A 16,869-nucleotide genomic window follows, 5' to 3' on the forward strand; every position below is an offset into this window, starting at 1 on the left:
ACCCACCAACCCACCAACCCAGTAGGTCGCTGCTGCTGCAACCGGTTTGGTGAATAGCTGTTCCAGAAGATTTGGGTACTACCCATTTCTGGGGTGTGAGGTGATAGCGGAGGGCTGAATCCAATGAGGCCGTATTGGTAAATCTTGCTGGCTTTACCTATGATGGTTTCCATGCATCCCTCAAGAGGTTCTTTGTCCTTGCGTATATGGCAGGCTGCGCGCGATACAGCTGTGGCCTGGGGCCGCATTTTTTATTTGTTCGCGATGGTGTGGGTGCTGCTGTTGTCGCCTTCCACGTACCGGTGGCCGTCCTTGCAGCCCATATTGCAGCGCATGTACCGGGATACAGCGCCGATCTTGCTTGGCTTTACGGTGCTGGCTGCGTTGATTTGTCTGGTGATCACACGCATCGTAGTGGTGACGGCCATCAGCTATGGCTTGTCGCGTTATGCCCTGGAAATGGTGGTACGGGTACTGGTGCTGGAGTTGATTCCGTTGACGGCCAGCTTGTTCGTGGCCATGCGCTGCACCATTCCTTATGCGACCGAGCTGGCTGTTATGCGCAGCTCTGGAGCGTGGGACGCACGCGCGCAGCGTGGGGAAGCCTTGATGCGCCTGGAGGTGCTGCCGCGCGTGGTTTCTGGCTTGTATGCCAGTGTGACCTTGGCGGCGCTGTCCTGTGTGGTGGCACTGGTGATGGCGTACATCGGGGTGTATGGTTTTAGCTGGGCGGGCGTGCCGGGTTACACCCGCATGTTTGGCCATGTCTTCAACCCATCAGTGACCTTGGTTTTTGTGTTGAAAACCTGGCTGTCTAGCTTGGCAGTTGCCATTATTCCTGTGTCGACGGGGTTGTATGCCAAGCCACGGCGATTGTCTCGGCCGGGCGATGAACTCAATGGGCTGGTGCGTATGTTCGCAGTGCTGCTGCTGATTGAGCTGGCATCGTTGATGGGTAATTACTATTAAGTACTACGACGTTGGAAGGGTTGTGACCTTTGTCTGATTCAAGCAAGCCATCTTTACCGGATTCAGCCGCCTCAGCCCCTGCGACGGAGTTGAGGCCTGTGGCGCATTTGGAGCGCAAAGCTGCGGCTTTGCTGTTGCTCACGATTGCCTTGATCGCCGGGGCCACTTTGTACTTGCTGTATGCGCGCGGTGCTTTTGAGACAACCCAAACGTTGGTGTTGACTTCGGATGATTCCGAGGGAGTGACTGTGGGCATGGATATGACGTTCTCAGGCTTTCCGATTGGACGTGTGAGCAAGCTAGAGCTAGCCCCCGATGGCAATGTCCGCATAGTGGTGGCTGTGGCCAGCAAAGATGCACATTGGCTGCGTGAATCCAGTGTGTTCACGTTGGTGAAAGGGCTGGTGGGTGGCACCACCATCAAGGCTTACAGCGGCATGCTGCAAGACCCGCCTTTGCAGGATGGTGCTGAGCGCCCGGTTCTGCGTGGTGATGCCACTGCAGAAATTCCGCAGATTGTTGCCATGGCCAAAGATTTGCTCAACAACCTCAGCATGATGACCGCGCAGGATTCGGCTCTGGGTAAATCCATGGACCAGATTCGCCAGTTAGGGGAAAAGCTCAATGGCGAAAATGGGGCCATGGAGGTGTTGCTGGGAACCCCCGAGAATGCGCGCAAAACGGTGGAAATGCTCGACCGTGCCAACCAGTTGCTGGCGCGCATGGATCACGTGGTGCGGCGCGCCGATCAGCAGGTGTTTGATGCAGATGGGGTAATGCCCCAAGTGCGTCAGACGGTACAGACTCTCAACCAATTGCTGCAAGAGACGCGAGCCAGCTTGAAAAAGCTGGATGCCGTGCTGGTGAATGCCGAGTCCATCAGCGCGAATGTGAATGATGCCAGCAGCGACCTTGGTCAGTTGCGCAATGAGGTGGAGAGCAATTTGCGCAAGATTGAAGACATGCTGACCGATTTGCAGCGCAAATGGCCGTTTGCCAAAGGCGCTAAAGAGGCGGAGGTTCAACTGCCATGAAAGTGCCTCGTATCTTCCGCATTGCAGCTGTAGTTACGGGGGTGCTCGGGGCGGCGTGCTCCAGCCGACCGCCGGCACCGGATTGGGCGCTGGAAGCACAGTCCGCGTCTGAGCGTGCGGTGAAAGCTTATTTGCAAGGTGACACTCGGGTGGCAGAGGCGGAGTGGCGCCAAGCCTTTGCGCAGGTGTCGGCAACCGGGCAACCCAGTCAGATGGCGCGTTTGGCGCTGCTGCAGTGTGCGACCCAAGTTGCCGCATTGGAATTTACGGACTGCCCCCAGTACCAGCGTTATGCCGCAGGTGCACAGCCCGCAGAGCAGGCCTATGCCCGCTATTTGCAAGTGCAGCACACGGCGCAGGATGTGGCTTTGCTGCCCAAGGCACAGCAGGCCATGGCCCGCCAAGTGCTGGCAGGCCAGGCAGGACAATCGGCGCCCGCAGCGGAGACCGCGCTTTCGCAATTGACGGCCGCAGGTGTGGCCGTGCGCGCAGGGCATTTGGAGCTTGCTGGGGTGCAGCAAGCGGTGCAGCTTGCATCTGCACAAGGCTGGCGCCGTTCGGTGATGGCGTGGTTGCTGCTGGAGCAACGCTTGCACCAAGCGGCAGGCAATGCCGCCGGTGTGCAGGCGGTGGAGCTGCGCTTGCAGGTGCTACGGAATGCCGAAGTAGCTATCAATAAAAAGTGAGCGTTTGGCGCTTTATTTCCAATGATTTCAGCTGGTTATGGCCTTGAAATGATTGTGGGGCAGGCGCTTTAAGCTATTGAATTGAATGTATGGAATAAAAAAAGCCCCGCTGTGCGGGGCTTTTTGCTGTGCGTTGTGCGCCGGGCTTAGAAGCGGTGGCGGATACCCACTGCTGCGCTGGTGCCGGATTGATTGCTGGAGAAGCGCTCGTCCTTGTCGTACATGACGGCGGTGTAAACGTCGGTGCGCTTGGACAGGAAATGGTCATAGCCCAAAGTAGCTGTTTTGCGCGTGGTGTCTGTGGCTGCAGTCCAGTCACTCTTGGTCTGTGCGTAGGCGAGCTTGACAGTGCCAGCCTTGCTGACAGGAACGTCCAGGCCCAAAGAGTAGGTTTTTTGCTCCAAATTTTTGGCGGAGGCGACATCCTTTTCGCTCTGGCCATAGGTTGCATACAGCTTGGCAGGACCGAAGTCATAGCTGCCGCCCAGCATCCAGTTGCTGTTCTTTTTGCCGTTGGTATAGGTGGGCGAAGGGTTGCCCAGCATGTCGGCGGTTTCGTAGAACGCGGTCAGGGCCAGAGGACCGCCAAAGTACAGCACGTTCACGCCGATGTTGTTGGCGCTGTTCTTGTCAGCTTGCTCACCAAATTGGTAGTGCAAATTGGCGCTCAGACCACCAAAGCTGGGGGTGCTGTAGGTAATTTGATTGCTCCAGCCTGTGTCAGAGACGGTGGTCTTGGCAGCAGGGAAGAAGTCCGAAGTCATGTTGCCATGCAGCACCAGGGGCGATACGGTGAAAGAGTCGCCAAAGGGGTTGAACAGGATGGTGGGCAGGAAGTTGGGGGCCATGGAGCGGCCCAGCTTCAAAGTACCAAAGTTGCCGGACAGCGACACGTTGGCATCGCGGGCAAAGAATGCATCACCATTGAAACGACCGGGGGTGCCATCGTCAGCGCGAAAGAATGCGCCGATTGCAAAGCCCGCCTTCAGGCCGTTGCCCAGGTCTTCCGTGCCATTCATGCCCCACCAAGAGGTGGTCATGCCGCCAGAGCCTACTTGGCTGCTGCGTTCATTGCCAGCCAGCTTCATCGAGCCAGCGTACATGTCCACCAGACCGGACAGTTGCACATTGCTTTGTGCTTGTGCAGCACCCATGCATGCCAAGGCGGCACCAAAAGCGATCAGAGATTTTTTCACGGGGAACTCCCTCAAAAGGTCGAATAAAAAAGCGGTCAGCCGTTTGCCCACTTCAGGTGCACAGGGCTGCATCTGAGTGCTGCTTTTGTATACAAAGCACATGCTGTGCCAGTGTGCAGGAAGTGAGCAGGTGCGCGAGTGTATCGCTGGATGAATGGCTTATGACACTGGTATGAATGCCGACAAGTGTTGCGCGGCCGCATCAGGGTCGGGCGCATTCACCAAGGCACGCACTACGGCGATGGAGCCCACGCCGGTGGCCAGAATTTCGGGGAACTGCTCGGCCGAAATACCGCCAATCGCCACCAGTGGGTACTGTTGCATCAAGCGCACATAGGCCTGCAGGCGCGCTGTGCCTTGGGGGGCGGTGGCCATGCGTTTGAGCGTGGTGGGAAACACGGCGCCCAGGGCGATGTAGCTGGGCTGTACGGCATGGGCGCGAACCATTTCGGCATAGCCATGGGTGCTGACGCCCAAGCGCAGGCCACTGGCGCGGATGGCGTCTAGCTGCGCGCCTTCCAAGGCATCCAAATCTTCTTGGCCGACGTGGATGCCATAGGCACCGGCGTCGATCGCGGCTTGCCAGTGGTCGTTGATGAACAGGCGGGCGCCGGTGCCTTGCACGGCCTTGACCGCTGCTTGCACTTCGCGCTGGATGGCGGCCTGGTCGTCGCTTTTAAAGCGCAGCTGCACCGTGGGCACGCCGGCGCGGGCCATGCGCCCCACCCATTCGGCGCTGGGCAGCACACCGTACAAGCCCAAGGCGCGGGGGCATGCGGGGAAGGCCAGTTCCGGGTGTGCAGCGTTTAAGCCAAAGTCTTGCGGGCTGTCGGGCCAGTGCGTCGCATCGAAGTGGTGCGTACGCTCGGTCTGGCGCTGCCAGGCCTGGGCCAGGCATTCGGCATCCACGGCGATAAAGCCCAGCTGGCTGCAAGCGTGCAGAGCGGCCAAATAGGCCGCTTCGCTGCGCTGCGCAGGCGGGGTGGGCTGGGGCACCAGTTCTACGGAGTTGGCATCGTGGTGCAGCCGCGCACCAAAGGTGGCGCTGTGGTGGTGGACGATGCGGTCTGCCAGGGCTTGAATGTCGGAATTAAGCATGGTGCCAAAACGGTGTGCCCAAAACGGGCGTGCTGGGTTGGGCGGCAGTTTGCTCGGCCATGGCGCCTGCCAAGTAGCCGTCACGGCCCGCTTGCGTGGCATCGGCAAACGCACCGGCCATGCGCACGGGGTCTTCTGACAGGGCCACGGCCGTGTTTAGCAGCACGCCGTCAAAACCCCATTCCATCACGGTGCAGGCGTGCGAGGGGCGGCCCAGACCGGCATCCACAATCAGCGGCACGTTCAGGCGCTCGCGCAGGGTTTGCATGGCATAGGGGTTGGCGGGGCCACGGCCTGTGCCAATGGGCGCGGCCCAGGGCATGACTGCCTGGCAGCCCACGTCCACCAGGCGCTGACACAGCACCAAGTCTTCGGTGCAGTAGGGCAGCACTTGAAAGCCGTCTTTGATGAGGATGGAGGCAGCTTCCACCAAGTTCAGCGTGTCGGGCTGCAGGGTGTAGTCGTCGCCAATCAGCTCCAGCTTGATCCAGGGGGTGTCAAACACCTCGCGCGCCATCTGGGCCGTGGTGACGGCTTCCTGGATGGTCATGCAGCCCGCAGTGTTGGGCAGCACGGGCACTTTCAGCTTGCGCAGCAGCTCCCAGAAGCTGGCGCCGGTTTCAGCCACTTCAGCAGCATTGCTGCCTTGGCGGCGCAGCGAGGCGGTGACCATGGCGGGCTTGGCGCGCGCTACGGCGGCCTCCAGCACGGCAGGCGAGGGGTAGCGTGAAGTGCCCAGCAACAGGCGGCTTTGGAAGATTTGGCCGTACAGCACCAGGCTGTCGGCGGAGGGGGTGTGGTCGCTCATGGCTGGCAAGAAGGTCGAATGTCTATATGCTGGATTGATAGCTGTCAGCGCTTACTGCATAAGCGCTAGAGGCATATTGGGCTATGCATGTTGCGGTGGTGCTTTAGCCTCCGGTGACGGGGGCAATCACCTCCATGCGGTCACCCTCGGCCAAGGCATAGGCCGCGTAGCGTGATTTGGGCACGAACTCGGTGTTCACAGCCACCGCAAACGGTGGCTGGGCTTGCCAGTGCGCCACGGCATCGGCCACGGTGGCGTTGGGGGGCAGTTCCACGGTTTGTTGGTTGATGGTGATGTTCATGGGCAAATGCATCCAGGCACAAAACGGTGCAGCAGGCGGGCTGCACCGAGAGTCAAAAAATCAGGCGGCGGCGAGCGTAGGCTGGGTGTGCACGGCCACATCAAAGCGCTGGGCCAACTCGGTGCTGCCGCTGCGCAGAATTTGCAGGGTGATGTCCAGCATGGCGGGCGAAATCATGTAGCCGTGGCGGTACAGGCCGTTCACTTGCAGCACGCGCTCATCCAGCCAGCGTACGGCAGGCAGATTGTCGGGCAGTGTAGGGCGGCATTGGGTGGCAATTTCCAAAATACGGGCCTCGGCAAAGCCGGAGTGCACGGTGTACAGCGCGCTGAGCAGCTCCATCACCGAGCGCAGGCTGGCCGGGCCCATGTCGTCGGATTCGATTTCGGTGGCGCCAATCACAAAGATGTGGTTTTCTTTGGGGGCGATGTACAGCGGGTAGCGTGGGTGCACCAGCCGGGTGGGGCGCTGCAGGGTGACTTCAGGGGCATGCACGCGCACCACTTCGCCGCGAATGCCGCGCAGTTCTTTCCACGCGGTGCGGGCACCCAGGCCGCGGCAATCGATCACCAAGTCGGGCTGGCCTGCGGAGCCGGGGGTGAAGTCGGTCGTTTCGCGCGGGGTGTGCCAGTGCAATTGCACACCCAGGCGGGTCAAGGTTTTCTCCAAGGCTGCCAGCAACTGGCGGTTGTCCAGCTGGCCTTCGCCAGGCAGGTACACCCCTTGCTGGAAGCGGCCCTGCAAGGCCGGCTCCACGTCGTTCAGGCCTTCTGCGCCCAAGCTCTGCAGTGCTGGCAGGCTGGGGTTGATGCGGCGGTTTTTCTCAAACAGGCTGCACAGGCGGTTGGCGTCGGCCATGTCTTGGCGGTGCCACACCACCAAGGTGCCGTTTTGCTGGAAGAAGACATGCTCGTCCAGCTGCGCAATCAGCTCGGGCCAGCGCGTGAGGCCGTATTGGCCCATGCGCACCACGCCGGGTTCGGTGATGGCAGATTCAGCCAGCGGAGCCAGCATGGCGGCAGCCACACGGGCGGCGGCACCATCGGCATCGGCGCTCTTGGCTTCAAACACTTCCACGCGGTGACCTTCTCGCGCCAGCTCCAAAGCCAGCAAGCGGCCCATCAGGCCGGCGCCCAAAATGGCAATGTGAGAAGGGGTGGTCAGAGCGATCATGGTCAGTACTTCGTCCGTGGGTGGTTGTCGCCATGGACAAAACGGGCGTTGCAACTGTGCGCAGCTGCCGCTCTGGTGAAACTCCCCACGCCAGCATGATCTGGATCGGGTAGCAGGGCGGCACGCGGTGCTTGCCCTAGGGTTTTTCTCAGCCGCGCGCTGGGCAGCATGTACTGCCAGCGGGACACCCCTGTTTCGTCCGCAAGCCGCAATTACAGCACAGCAGCAGTAAATGCGGCAGCAGCGCGTGAACAAGCCTTGGCTTGGGTCATAATTTTTGGCATGACTACGCAACAACTGCCCGCAGGCAGTGCCTCCACTTCCTTGCCGCGTTATGCGCGGGTGTTGTCCATCGCAGGCTCTGACAGCGGCGGTGGCGCAGGCATTCAAGCCGATTTGAAAACCTTCAGTGCACTGGGCTGCTACGGCATGACGGCCATTACGGCCATCACCGCGCAGAACACTTGCGGGGTGGCGGGTATCCACGGCATTCCGCCGCAGATGCTCAAGGCGCAGATTGACGCCGTGGTGCAAGACATTGGGGTCGATGCTGTCAAGATCGGCATGCTGCACGCCCCGGAGGTGGTGCAGGTGGTGGCAGATGCCATCCGCACGTATGGCATCACCAAGGTGGTGCTGGATCCGGTGATGGTGGCTACCAGTGGCGACAAGCTCATTCACGACGAAACCGTGAGTGTGCTGGTGCAGGAGTTGTTCCCCCTGGCCACGGTGGTGACGCCCAACCTAGACGAAGCTGGCTGGCTGATTGGCCGTCAGATTGCAGATGCCAGCGCGATGGAACAGGCCGTGCAAGACCTGCTGGCGCTGGGTGCCCAGCAGGTGCTGCTCAAAGGCGGGCACTTGCCCGGTGAATGGGTGGTGGATGTACTGGCCGGGCGTGATGGGCTGCGCCAAGAACTGGGCTCGCAACGCATCCCCACGCACAATGGCCACGGCACGGGCTGCACCTTGTCGTCGGCGATTGCAGCGCATATGGCGCTGGGGCTGGAGTTGCAGGCCGCGGTGGAAAGTGCGCGCACTTACATCCTTGGGGCAATTGCCTCGGGTGCACAGGTACACACCGGGCAGGGGCAGGGCCCTTTGAACCATGGGTTTGCTCCCGTTCCCCAAGTGATTTTGAGGGGCTGAGCCTCACGGGTATTGCCTTGGCAGCTATCAATAAATAAAAAAGGCGCCCAAGGCGCCTTTTTTGACGGGGGAGCACAGGGCGTGCAGTCTTACCAGCCCCAGCCCAGCTTTTCCAGCAGCCAGCCCTCTTGGTCTTCCGCAGTTTTGACCTTGGCCCAGCCATCACGCTTTTCCAGCGTTTTGACGATGTCGTACTTGCTCAGCTTGGTCACCACGCTGTGCTTGGTGCCGGGGCCGGCACGTAGATTGACATTGTCAGACTTGATCAGGTAGTAGGCTTCCGAAGAGGTCAGCGGCAGGTGCACCCAGCCCAAAGCACCTTCAAAGTCTTTGACTTTGACCCAATCGTCTTGCTTGGCAATCACTTGCACGGGGTAACCATTGATCAACTCCCACGCAATGTCAGACTTGGTGGTGGGTTTGGCGCGGATGTTGACGGTATTGCCCTTGATGCTCAAAAACTCTTGGGCTTGGGCCAAGGTGGGCGCGCTGGCAATAGAGCCAGCCAGCAGCAGCGCAGCGAAACCGCCACGGCGCAGGTGGCGAGTGAGGGGAAGGGCAAATGGTGGCAGCACGCGGTGATAACTCCTGTGAATCAATCCGATGTGGCTCCACATGCAAAAACAACCAACGTGGTGCCGACGAAGTGCGAAATCATGCCTGGATTAGAGCGTGTTGTTGGGAACATGCCCCACAAAACAAATAGCCAAGCCCTGACATTTTTGCATCGCGAGGCATATTAACTGGTGAAACGTTTGGACACAACTCGTGCGCACTATGGGTTTGATGTGCCTTAGAACCGCTCACGCGGCCCTTGGTACGTTGTCACTTCGCCTTGTCGTACGCTGGTACTGCCTGCGGCTTCGCGTCCCTACCTCACGCGGTGCGGGGCAGGCAACGGGCCGCCACAAAGCACACCAGCAGGGTGGGCAAGGCGCTGCCTGCATCGGCAGAAATCAAGGGCATGCTGTGGTAGAGCGCAATACCCGCCAGCCACAAGGTCACGGTGGGCCAGTGTGCGTGCTGGGCGTTGGCCATCCATTGCGGTGCCTGCGCAAGCCGCTGCGCGGCAGGCTGCCATGCCAGACGGCCCAGGATTACGCCAAACAAAGGCACAAACACCGAGCTGAGCGTTAGCAAGAAGGGCTCAATGCTGTGCATGGGCAGCACCAGGGCCAGCAGCACGCACAGCACGGTCAACAGTAGGCCCCAGCGGCGAACACTCCAGCTGGGCACCACACTGTGTGCAGCCATGGCACCGGAGTAGGTGTCACCGTAGGCGTTGTCGACTTCGTCAATCAAGATCAGCGTCAAGGCAATCAACCCGCCTTGTGCCAGCAGCAGCGCAGTGACCAGATCGGCGCTGGGCAGCGTCAATGCCACCAGCACGCCCAAGCCATAGCACCACATATTCGCTACGGCAAAGCCCAGCCAGGTGCCGCGCATCGCACTGCGGCCATCTTTGCCATGGCGCGCGTAGTCGGCCACCAAGGGCAGCCAGGAAATGGGCATGGCAATCACCAAGTCCATGGCGGGCAGCCAACCCATGCCACCTTCGCCAGGACGGCTCCACAGGCTCTGCCAGCCTTGCTCCAACGCCAAACCGACAAAGTGCCAAGTCAGCCACAGCAAAGACAGCACCACCAGCGGCAGGGCCACGCGGGCAATCAACTGGCGCACCAGTTTGAGCATGGAGCCGCTGATCAGCAGCGCGATCACGCTGCCCCACACCAGGGTCATCACCATGGGCCAGTAGCTGGCGGCCATGCCACCTGCCTGGCGGCCAATGGCCACGCTGGCGTCGCGCATCACCACCAGCTCAAACGTGCCCCAGCCAATCAACTGTACCAAATTGAGCACGATCGGGAGCTTGGCAAACTGGCGCCCGTACACATGCGTCATCAGCGCCGCGCTGGACAGGCCGGTGTCACACGCAATCTTGGCCATCCAGCCCAGCAGGCCAGCGCCCAGCAAAGAGCCGCACGCAATGGCCAGCAGCGCTTGCTGTGGCGACAGGGCAGGCAGCAAATAGGCGCCCACTTGCATAACCAGCAGGCCCACGCCGAGGCTGAACCACAGCGCAGCGTGGTCATGCATGGCAAAGACGCGCTCAGCGGGGGAGGTGGGAGACAGCGCTTGGTTGGAAGACGCCGAATAGGAGGTATTCAATTCAATGCTCCGTATGCCTACGAAGCAGGGGCCGTGAGAGGCATGCCAGCGCATGCAGCGTATGCATGGAGCAGCCCTAAACCAACAGCTTCCCTGCGCGAGGATGATCTCAATCAGGTTCAAAGGGACTCTCTCAGCCCACTGCTTGGCAGCAGGGGCACCCCTAGCGAGTTGCCACGAACGTGGCGGCGCGATTTTGCATGCAGGCTATGCAAAAAGCTAGCAATGCAGCACCCTAGAAGCTGGTATGCGCTGTCTTTGGGCAATGCGCGCGGGGCAGTGGTATAGCGGGGGGCGCATGCACAGGGTGTGTAAGGGTGCGTAGCAATAAGGAGCATAGGGTGTGTGCCTAAGGCATTTAGGCACTGGAGCGCCAAGGAGAAACTGTATCTATACATTGGCTGCGCAGGCAAAGCCTCTAAACTCCTCGCCATGCCAAACCTGTATGAAGCCCTGATCGCCATGGTGCGTGACCATTGGAAGAGCCATGACAACGCCTATCCGCAGCGCATTGAATTGAACGCAAGTGATATGCAGGCGCTGCTGGATGAACGCCAGCTGGTCAATGAGAGCATGAACTTCCCGCTCCAGCCGGGGTGGGAGCACGTCTTTCTCGGCATACCGGTGCAACGGGCGGATGTCAGCTGTGTGGTGGATGTAAACGGCCAGCGTTTGCCGATCGCACTGCCCAGCAGTGAAATGGCTGAAAAATAATAATGTGAGTCAAATATTCCTCTAGCGCTTATGCAGCAAGCGCTAGTAGCTATCAAATAAGCGGCATTGCAAAGAAATGGCTTCTTTGCAATGCCGCTTTTGTTTGGTGTGCGCTTAGCGTCAGCGCACGCAGGTGCAGGGCATTGGCTGCGGCCGGCGCCAAAGCGCGACTGGCTGCGGGATGAGAAGGCGCGGTGAAGGGAGAAAAAGCAGAGGTTGTGTTCTGCAGTGCGGAAATTTCGACGAAAAAAACCCTATGCCTTGCGCTTGCAAGGAGCACTGCCTGCAGGAAATAAGTTATTTGTGATCAATAACTTAAGGGTAAACCCTTGAGTTTGTGTGCTGATAAAGCAAAGACTGTCACTTTCTGGACAACTTGTGCGTGTTGTGCTGCGCTGAGTGGTCAATACGCTGGTCTCTGACGCGACAATGAACCGGTTTTCAGTCACAGAAACGACAGGCTATGGACGACCCGATTCTTACTATCGAAGAACGTGAAGCGATTAACTCAGGTCGCTGGTTTTCATCCCTTTCACCTTCGCTCAGGCACGACATTTTGCGATGCGCTTACGTCAAACGATTCAAAGATGGAGCTTTGCTTTGCGCACGCGGCGAAGTGCCGGAGGAATGGTTTGCCTGCGCCAAGGGCGCGGTACGGGTGAGTTCAACCTCCATCACGGGCAAGCAAATCACCCTGACTTATGTAGAGCCGGGGCTGTGGTTTGGCGACACGTCAATTTTCGACGGGGACCGCCGTACACACGATGCGTATGCCCATGGCTCCACCACATTGCTGTGCGTGGCCAAGGCAGATTTCAAGCGCATCTTGGCTACGCACACCGAGTTTTACGAAGCCATGCTGTGGCTAGCAGCACGCCGCATCCGCCAACTGTATGGCTTGGTGGAAGACCTCAATACATTGCCGTTGCGCGCACGTTTGGCCAAGCAGTTGCTGCACCTGGCGCGCAGCTATGGCATTCCCAGCCTTGCCAATGGCGAGGAGATTCGCATCGGCCTGCAACTGGCGCAGGAAGAATTGGCCCAACTGCTCGGGGCATCACGCCAGCGCGTGAACCAGGAGCTCAAGGGCATGGAGCGCGAGAACATCATCCGTATCGAGCCGGGTGGGTTGGTAGTGCGCGACCGCGATGGGCTGCTGCGCATCGTGGAAACTGACTTTTAAAGACGTATGAGCAACTTTGACCATTTTGTAGGTACCAAACCCGTCTCTGAAGCACATGCTTTTGATGTGCAGGCACTGAGCCAGTGGATGAACCAGCATGTGGCTGGCTTTGCAGGCCCCGTGACGGTGGAGATGTTCAAGGGGGGGCAATCCAACCCGACTTACAAACTGGTCACGCCGGGGCGCAGCTACGTCATGCGCTCCAAGCCTGGGCCGGTCGCCAAGTTGCTGCCCTCAGCGCATGCGATTGAGCGCGAGTTCAAGGTGATGCGCGGCCTGGCTGGTACCGATGTGCCGGTGCCGCACATGTATGCCTTGTGTGAGGATGAATCCATCATCGGGCGTGCCTTCTACATCATGGAGTTCAAGGACGGCCGCGTGCTGTGGGACCAGTCCTTGCCCGGTATGACGAACGCCCAGCGCGCAGACATCTACAACGAGATGAACCGCGTGATTGCAGCGCTGCACAGCGTGGATGTGGCTCAGCAGGGGCTGGCAGATTACGGCAAGCCCGGCAATTACTTTGAGCGCCAGATTGGCCGCTGGAGCAAGCAGTACGTGGCTTCCGTCACCCAGCCGATTGCAGAGATGGACCAGTTGATGGCATGGCTGCCCGCCAACATGCCAGACAGCGCCAAGGATGAAAGCAAGGTCTCCATCGTGCATGGCGACTATCGGCTGGATAACGTGATGTTTGCGCAGGATGCCGCCAAGGTTATTGCGGTGCTGGATTGGGAGCTGTCCACCCTGGGCCATCCCTTGGCCGACTTTAGCTACCACTGCATGGCCTGGCACATTCCCGTCAGTCTGGGGCGCGGGATTGGTGGCTTGGATATTGCGGCGCTGGGCATTCCCAGCGAGCAGGAATACATGCGTATGTACTGCGAGCGCACGGGCTTGGCCACGCTGGAGCAGCTCAACGCAGATTGGAATTTTTATCTGGCCTACAACATGTTCCGCATTGCGGCCATTTTGCAAGGCATTGCCAAACGTGTGGAGGCAGGCACCGCCTCCAGCGCGCAGGCCAAAGCAGCGGGCGACACGGCACGGCCGATGGCGCAACTGGCTTGGAGCTACGCGCAAAAACACAGCGCCCAGGCGCGCTGACGGACCCTTTTCCCCCTCGTGTGTAAGACGGCCTGCAGCTGCCGGGGGGCAGTGCACGCCAATTGTTTGCTAGTTGACCAAAAAGGAGCACTCCATGGACTTTGACTATTCCCCTAAAACCAAGGAACTGCAGGCGCGCTTGCTGCGCTTCATGGATGAGCATATCTATCCGAATGAATCGACCTTCCACCATGAACTGGAAGCCAACACGCAAGCAGGCAAACGCTGGACACCGCTGAACGTCATTGAGGGGCTGAAAGAAAAGGCCAAAGAGCAAGACCTGTGGAACCTGTTCTTGCCCAAAGACACGGCAGAAATTGCGGGTGTCAAAGGCGCAGGTCTGACCAACCAGGAATACGCGCCTTTGGCGGAAATCATGGGGCGTGTGGGCTGGGCTTCCGAAGTGTTCAACTGCTCGGCCCCCGACACCGGCAACATGGAAACCATTGCCCGCTATGGCAATGACGAGCATCGCCAGAAATGGCTGCTGCCTTTGCTGGACGGCAAGATCCGTTCTGCGTTTGCGATGACCGAGCCCGAAGTGGCATCGAGTGACGCCACCAACATCTGCACGCGCATTGAGCGCGAGGGCGATGAATACGTCATCAACGGGCACAAGTGGTGGATTTCGGGTGCGGGTGACCCACGCTGCGCCATTTACATCACCATGGGCAAGACCGACCCGGAAGCGGCCAAGCACTCACAGCAAAGCATGGTGCTGGTGCCCGCTGACACCCCCGGTGTGCGCGTGGTGCGCCCATTGACGGTGCTGGGCTATGACGATGCGCCGCATGGCCACATGGAAATGTATTTTGAGAACGTGCGTGTGCCAGTGAGCAATGTGCTGCTGGGCGAGGGCCGAGGGTTCGAGATTGCCCAAGGCCGCTTGGGCCCTGGCCGCATTCACCACTGCATGCGTTTGATTGGCCAGGCCGAACGCGCCCTGGAGCTGATGTGCCAGCGTGCCTCCAGCCGCATTGCTTTTGGCAAGACCATTGCCCAGCAAACCGTGACCCAGGAGCGCATTGCCGAAGCGCGTTGCCGCATCGATATGGCGCGCCTGCTGACACTCAAGGCCGCGTGGATGATGGACACCGTGGGCAACAAGGTGGCACGTACCGAAATCGCCATGATCAAGGTGGTGGCACCGCAGCTGGCCTGCGATGTGATCGACTGGGCCATGCAAGTGCACGGCGGTGGCGGTTTGAGCCAAGACTTTCCATTGGCCCATGCCTATGTCAACGCACGCACGCTGCGCTTTGCCGACGGTCCTGACGAAGTGCACCGCAATGCCATCGCCAAGTGGGAACTGGGCAAGCACGGCAACTATGGCCGTGATGCGCAGGTGCCTGTGACACGCGGCTCGTAAGAAGCACTGCGTAAAGCCCAAGAAAAAAGCGACCGAAAAGGTCGCTTTTTTTGTGGCTGTCAAAGCAGCAGGCTTATTGCACCTTGGCCTTGGCGCGCAGAGATTCCTGGAACTGCATCATCTTTTGCTGCTCCAGTTGCTCGGCGATTTGGGGCTTGACATCTTCCAAGGCGGGCATCTGGGCTTCGCGCAGGTCGTCCACGCGGATGATGTGCCAGCCAAACTGGCTCTTCACGGGCGCATCGGTCAGGCCACCCTTTTGCAGCTTGATCATGGCGTCGGTGAACTCGGGCACATAGTTGGCGGGGCTGGCCCAGCCCAGATCGCCGCCTTGGGCTCCCGATCCGGGGTCCTTGGATTCCTTCTTTGCGATGTCTTCAAACTTCTTGCCAGCCTTCACCTCAGCAATGATGGCCTTGGCACGGTCTTCAGATTCCACCAGGATGTGGCTGGCGCGGTATTCCTTGCCAGCGTTGGCGGCCACGAACTTGTCGTACTCTGCCTTGATCTCGGCGTCGGTGACAGGGTTCTTCTTTTGGTAGTCCGCAAACAGTTCGCGGATCAGGATGGTTTCGCGGGCCAGTTGCATTTGCTGCTTGAACTGGGGCGATGCATCCAGACCGCGCTTGGCGGCTTCTTGCATGAAGATTTCACGCGCAATGATTTCTTCCTTGATTTGGGCGTCCATCTCTGCGGGCACCTGGCGGCCAGAGCGCTCAATCTGTTGCTTGAGGGCGGTGACGCGCTCCAAGGGCACGGGCTTGCCGTTGACGATGGCCAAGTTTTGCGCAGAAGCCGAAAGGGCGGCAGTGCCCAACACGGCGGCAGCCACAAGGCCGGGCAAAAGCTGTTTTTTCATGCGGAAATCCAAGAAAAAGGGTAAGAGGTTGGTGTTCGCCAACGACCGTTGGCGAATCTCGCAATCGTATGCTTAGAGCACTTCAATCGCCAGAGCATGTAACCCCTGGTCGATAAAGTGTTGCAGAGAATCATACACAACGCGGTGGCGTGCGACGCGGCTCTTGCCGTCAAAAATTGGCGCCGCGATGCGAACCCGAAAATGCGTGCCAAAACCTGTGCCATTGGCGCCCGCGTGGCCAGCGTGGGCCGCGCTTTCGTCAATCACTTCCAGGTGTGTGGGCGCAAGTTTTTCGCGCAGCATGTGCTCAATGGCTGTGGCAGTGATGGCTTCACTCATGGCTGGAGTCCTTGGTGGCCGCGTTTTGTTCGGGCTCTTTCAGGTAGCGCCCCAAATACAGGGCCTGGCCCACCACAAACGCCAGCATCAGGCCAATACCGCCAAACATTTTGAAGTTGACCCAGGTGTCTGTGTCAAAGTTGAATGCCACCCACAGGTTGAGCACGCCCATGACAGCAAAAAAGCCGGTCCAGGCCCAGTTCAGGGTGTTCCAGACGCTATCGGGCAACTGCATCTGTGCGCCCATCAGGCTCTTGATGAAGTTCTTTTTAAACAGCACCAAGCCCACCAGCAGTGCGCCGCCCATCAACCAATACAGCACGGTGGGTTTCCATTTGATGAAGTTTTCATCATGGGCCAGCAAGGTCGCACCGCCGAAGACGACGATCACGCCCAAGCTCACCCATTGCATGGTTTCCACCTTGCCGGTTTTGAAGCGCAAATAGGCGATTTGCACGATGGTGGCCACGATGGCCACGGCCGTGGCCGCATAAATGCCCCAAGCCTTAAAGGCGGCAAAGAACAAAATGATGGGGAAAAAATCGATCAGCAGTTTCATGAAAAGCATGCGGGCCCCTGCGTCCCGCGGTCATGCGAAAGATTGCAAGCATGCCATAGCTGGGGGAGCCAGCACGCGCCCAATGGCCGCGAAGTTCAAGGGTTACGGCGCCAGCCGGCTGCTGCCCGGTTGCTGACGCCGTCCAAGTGATGGCTG

General features: G+C 59.4%; 18 protein-coding genes and 1 riboswitch. Of the genes, 8 read left to right on the forward strand and 10 right to left on the reverse strand.

Annotation, left to right across the window (positions count from 1 at the left end; genetic code table 11):
• Window positions 1–159: 159 nt before the first annotated feature.
• The 3 genes from B3R00_RS16035 to B3R00_RS16045 are packed head-to-tail and all read left to right on the forward strand — an operon-like array spanning window position 160 to window position 2,689.
• Complete coding sequence (locus B3R00_RS16035) at window positions 160–969, forward strand: MlaE family ABC transporter permease (RefSeq protein WP_286999840.1); 810 nt, start codon at window positions 160–162, stop codon at window positions 967–969.
• A gap of 29 nt (window positions 970–998) precedes the next feature.
• Complete coding sequence (locus B3R00_RS16040) at window positions 999–2,003, forward strand: MlaD family protein (RefSeq protein WP_286999841.1); 1,005 nt, start codon at window positions 999–1,001, stop codon at window positions 2,001–2,003.
• Entirely contained in the window at window positions 2,000–2,689 is a 690-nt protein-coding gene (locus B3R00_RS16045) for a hypothetical protein (RefSeq protein ID WP_286999842.1), read from the forward strand. The genes B3R00_RS16040 and B3R00_RS16045 overlap by 4 nt, the downstream gene beginning before the upstream one ends.
• A gap of 146 nt (window positions 2,690–2,835) precedes the next feature.
• On the opposite strand, the gene B3R00_RS16050 is transcribed toward B3R00_RS16045, so the two are convergent.
• The 5 genes from B3R00_RS16050 to B3R00_RS16070 all read right to left on the reverse strand — a co-directional run bounded on the left by B3R00_RS16050 (window position 2,836) and on the right by B3R00_RS16070 (window position 7,265).
• The gene (locus B3R00_RS16050) at window positions 2,836–3,885 is read right to left on the reverse strand and encodes a porin (protein ID WP_286999843.1); all 1,050 of its coding nucleotides are present in this window, start codon (window positions 3,883–3,885) and stop codon (window positions 2,836–2,838) included.
• Window positions 3,886–4,044: 159 nt separating this feature from the next.
• Window positions 4,045–4,983 carry a thiamine phosphate synthase gene (gene thiE, locus B3R00_RS16055; RefSeq protein WP_286999844.1) on the reverse strand — a complete coding sequence of 313 codons (939 nt, stop codon included), beginning with the start codon at window positions 4,981–4,983 and terminating at the stop codon, window positions 4,045–4,047.
• Window positions 4,976–5,791, reverse strand: coding sequence for a thiazole synthase (locus B3R00_RS16060; RefSeq protein ID WP_286999845.1), 816 nt, complete (start codon window positions 5,789–5,791; stop codon window positions 4,976–4,978). Before B3R00_RS16060 ends, thiE begins: the two co-directional genes overlap by 8 nt.
• A gap of 103 nt (window positions 5,792–5,894) precedes the next feature.
• Window positions 5,895–6,092 (reverse strand): sulfur carrier protein ThiS, encoded by a 198-nt coding sequence (thiS, locus tag B3R00_RS16065; RefSeq protein ID WP_286999846.1) that lies wholly within the window; start codon window positions 6,090–6,092, stop codon window positions 5,895–5,897.
• A 60-nt stretch (window positions 6,093–6,152) separates the two neighbouring features.
• Complete coding sequence (locus B3R00_RS16070) at window positions 6,153–7,265, reverse strand: FAD-dependent oxidoreductase (protein ID WP_286999847.1); 1,113 nt, start codon at window positions 7,263–7,265, stop codon at window positions 6,153–6,155.
• A 282-nt stretch (window positions 7,266–7,547) separates the two neighbouring features.
• Between B3R00_RS16070 and thiD the strand changes: the two genes are divergently transcribed.
• On the forward strand, window positions 7,548–8,414 hold the full coding sequence (gene thiD / locus B3R00_RS16075) for a bifunctional hydroxymethylpyrimidine kinase/phosphomethylpyrimidine kinase (RefSeq protein ID WP_286999848.1): 867 nt from the start codon (window positions 7,548–7,550) through the stop codon (window positions 8,412–8,414).
• A gap of 89 nt (window positions 8,415–8,503) precedes the next feature.
• On the opposite strand, the gene B3R00_RS16080 is transcribed toward thiD, so the two are convergent.
• Complete coding sequence (locus tag B3R00_RS16080; protein WP_286999849.1) at window positions 8,504–8,989, reverse strand: SH3 domain-containing protein; 486 nt, start codon at window positions 8,987–8,989, stop codon at window positions 8,504–8,506.
• Between the two features lie 301 nt (window positions 8,990–9,290).
• Window positions 9,291–10,583, reverse strand: coding sequence for a purine-cytosine permease family protein (locus B3R00_RS16085; RefSeq protein ID WP_286999850.1), 1,293 nt, complete (start codon window positions 10,581–10,583; stop codon window positions 9,291–9,293).
• 73 nt (window positions 10,584–10,656) lie between these two features.
• Window positions 10,657–10,758: riboswitch (TPP riboswitch) on the reverse strand.
• A gap of 257 nt (window positions 10,759–11,015) precedes the next feature.
• Between B3R00_RS16085 and B3R00_RS16090 the strand changes: the two genes are divergently transcribed.
• From B3R00_RS16090 to B3R00_RS16105, 4 genes are all read left to right on the forward strand, one after another.
• Window positions 11,016–11,297 (forward strand): hypothetical protein, encoded by a 282-nt coding sequence (locus B3R00_RS16090; RefSeq protein WP_286999851.1) that lies wholly within the window; start codon window positions 11,016–11,018, stop codon window positions 11,295–11,297.
• Window positions 11,298–11,760: 463 nt separating this feature from the next.
• Entirely contained in the window at window positions 11,761–12,480 is a 720-nt protein-coding gene (locus tag B3R00_RS16095; RefSeq protein ID WP_219162210.1) for a Crp/Fnr family transcriptional regulator, read from the forward strand.
• A 6-nt stretch (window positions 12,481–12,486) separates the two neighbouring features.
• Window positions 12,487–13,587 (forward strand): phosphotransferase, encoded by a 1,101-nt coding sequence (locus B3R00_RS16100; protein ID WP_286999852.1) that lies wholly within the window; start codon window positions 12,487–12,489, stop codon window positions 13,585–13,587.
• Window positions 13,588–13,681: 94 nt separating this feature from the next.
• Entirely contained in the window at window positions 13,682–14,956 is a 1,275-nt protein-coding gene (locus tag B3R00_RS16105; RefSeq protein WP_286999853.1) for an acyl-CoA dehydrogenase family protein, read from the forward strand.
• A gap of 73 nt (window positions 14,957–15,029) precedes the next feature.
• Here the strand turns inward: B3R00_RS16105 and B3R00_RS16110 are convergent, their stop codons facing one another.
• From B3R00_RS16110 to B3R00_RS16120, 3 genes are all read right to left on the reverse strand, one after another.
• Window positions 15,030–15,815, reverse strand: coding sequence for a peptidylprolyl isomerase (locus tag B3R00_RS16110; RefSeq protein WP_219162207.1), 786 nt, complete (start codon window positions 15,813–15,815; stop codon window positions 15,030–15,032).
• A 72-nt stretch (window positions 15,816–15,887) separates the two neighbouring features.
• The gene (locus B3R00_RS16115) at window positions 15,888–16,154 is read right to left on the reverse strand and encodes a BolA family protein (protein ID WP_286999854.1); all 267 of its coding nucleotides are present in this window, start codon (window positions 16,152–16,154) and stop codon (window positions 15,888–15,890) included.
• Window positions 16,147–16,713, reverse strand: coding sequence for a septation protein A (locus B3R00_RS16120; RefSeq protein WP_286999855.1), 567 nt, complete (start codon window positions 16,711–16,713; stop codon window positions 16,147–16,149). The genes B3R00_RS16115 and B3R00_RS16120 overlap by 8 nt, the downstream gene beginning before the upstream one ends.
• Window positions 16,714–16,869: the final 156 nt, after the last annotated feature.

The sequence above is a fragment of the Comamonas sp. UBA7840 genome, assembly GCF_002501455.1.
Taxonomy (GTDB): domain Bacteria; phylum Pseudomonadota; class Gammaproteobacteria; order Burkholderiales; family Burkholderiaceae_C; genus Comamonas; species Comamonas jiangduensis.

Coding starts and splice junctions, on each gene's coding strand:
- B3R00_RS16035 (WP_286999840.1), top strand. CDS start 160: ATGATGGTTTCCATGCATCCCTCAAGAGGTTCTTTGTCCTTGCGTATA.
- B3R00_RS16045 (WP_286999842.1), top strand. CDS start 2,000: ATGAAAGTGCCTCGTATCTTCCGCATTGCAGCTGTAGTTACGGGGGTG.
- thiE (WP_286999844.1), bottom strand. CDS start 4,983: ATGCTTAATTCCGACATTCAAGCCCTGGCAGACCGCATCGTCCACCAC.
- B3R00_RS16060 (WP_286999845.1), bottom strand. CDS start 5,791: ATGAGCGACCACACCCCCTCCGCCGACAGCCTGGTGCTGTACGGCCAA.
- thiS (WP_286999846.1), bottom strand. CDS start 6,092: ATGAACATCACCATCAACCAACAAACCGTGGAACTGCCCCCCAACGCC.
- B3R00_RS16070 (WP_286999847.1), bottom strand. CDS start 7,265: ATGATCGCTCTGACCACCCCTTCTCACATTGCCATTTTGGGCGCCGGC.
- thiD (WP_286999848.1), top strand. CDS start 7,548: ATGACTACGCAACAACTGCCCGCAGGCAGTGCCTCCACTTCCTTGCCG.
- B3R00_RS16090 (WP_286999851.1), top strand. CDS start 11,016: ATGCCAAACCTGTATGAAGCCCTGATCGCCATGGTGCGTGACCATTGG.
- B3R00_RS16095 (WP_219162210.1), top strand. CDS start 11,761: ATGGACGACCCGATTCTTACTATCGAAGAACGTGAAGCGATTAACTCA.
- B3R00_RS16100 (WP_286999852.1), top strand. CDS start 12,487: ATGAGCAACTTTGACCATTTTGTAGGTACCAAACCCGTCTCTGAAGCA.
- B3R00_RS16105 (WP_286999853.1), top strand. CDS start 13,682: ATGGACTTTGACTATTCCCCTAAAACCAAGGAACTGCAGGCGCGCTTG.
- B3R00_RS16110 (WP_219162207.1), bottom strand. CDS start 15,815: ATGAAAAAACAGCTTTTGCCCGGCCTTGTGGCTGCCGCCGTGTTGGGC.
- B3R00_RS16115 (WP_286999854.1), bottom strand. CDS start 16,154: ATGAGTGAAGCCATCACTGCCACAGCCATTGAGCACATGCTGCGCGAA.
- B3R00_RS16120 (WP_286999855.1), bottom strand. CDS start 16,713: ATGAAACTGCTGATCGATTTTTTCCCCATCATTTTGTTCTTTGCCGCC.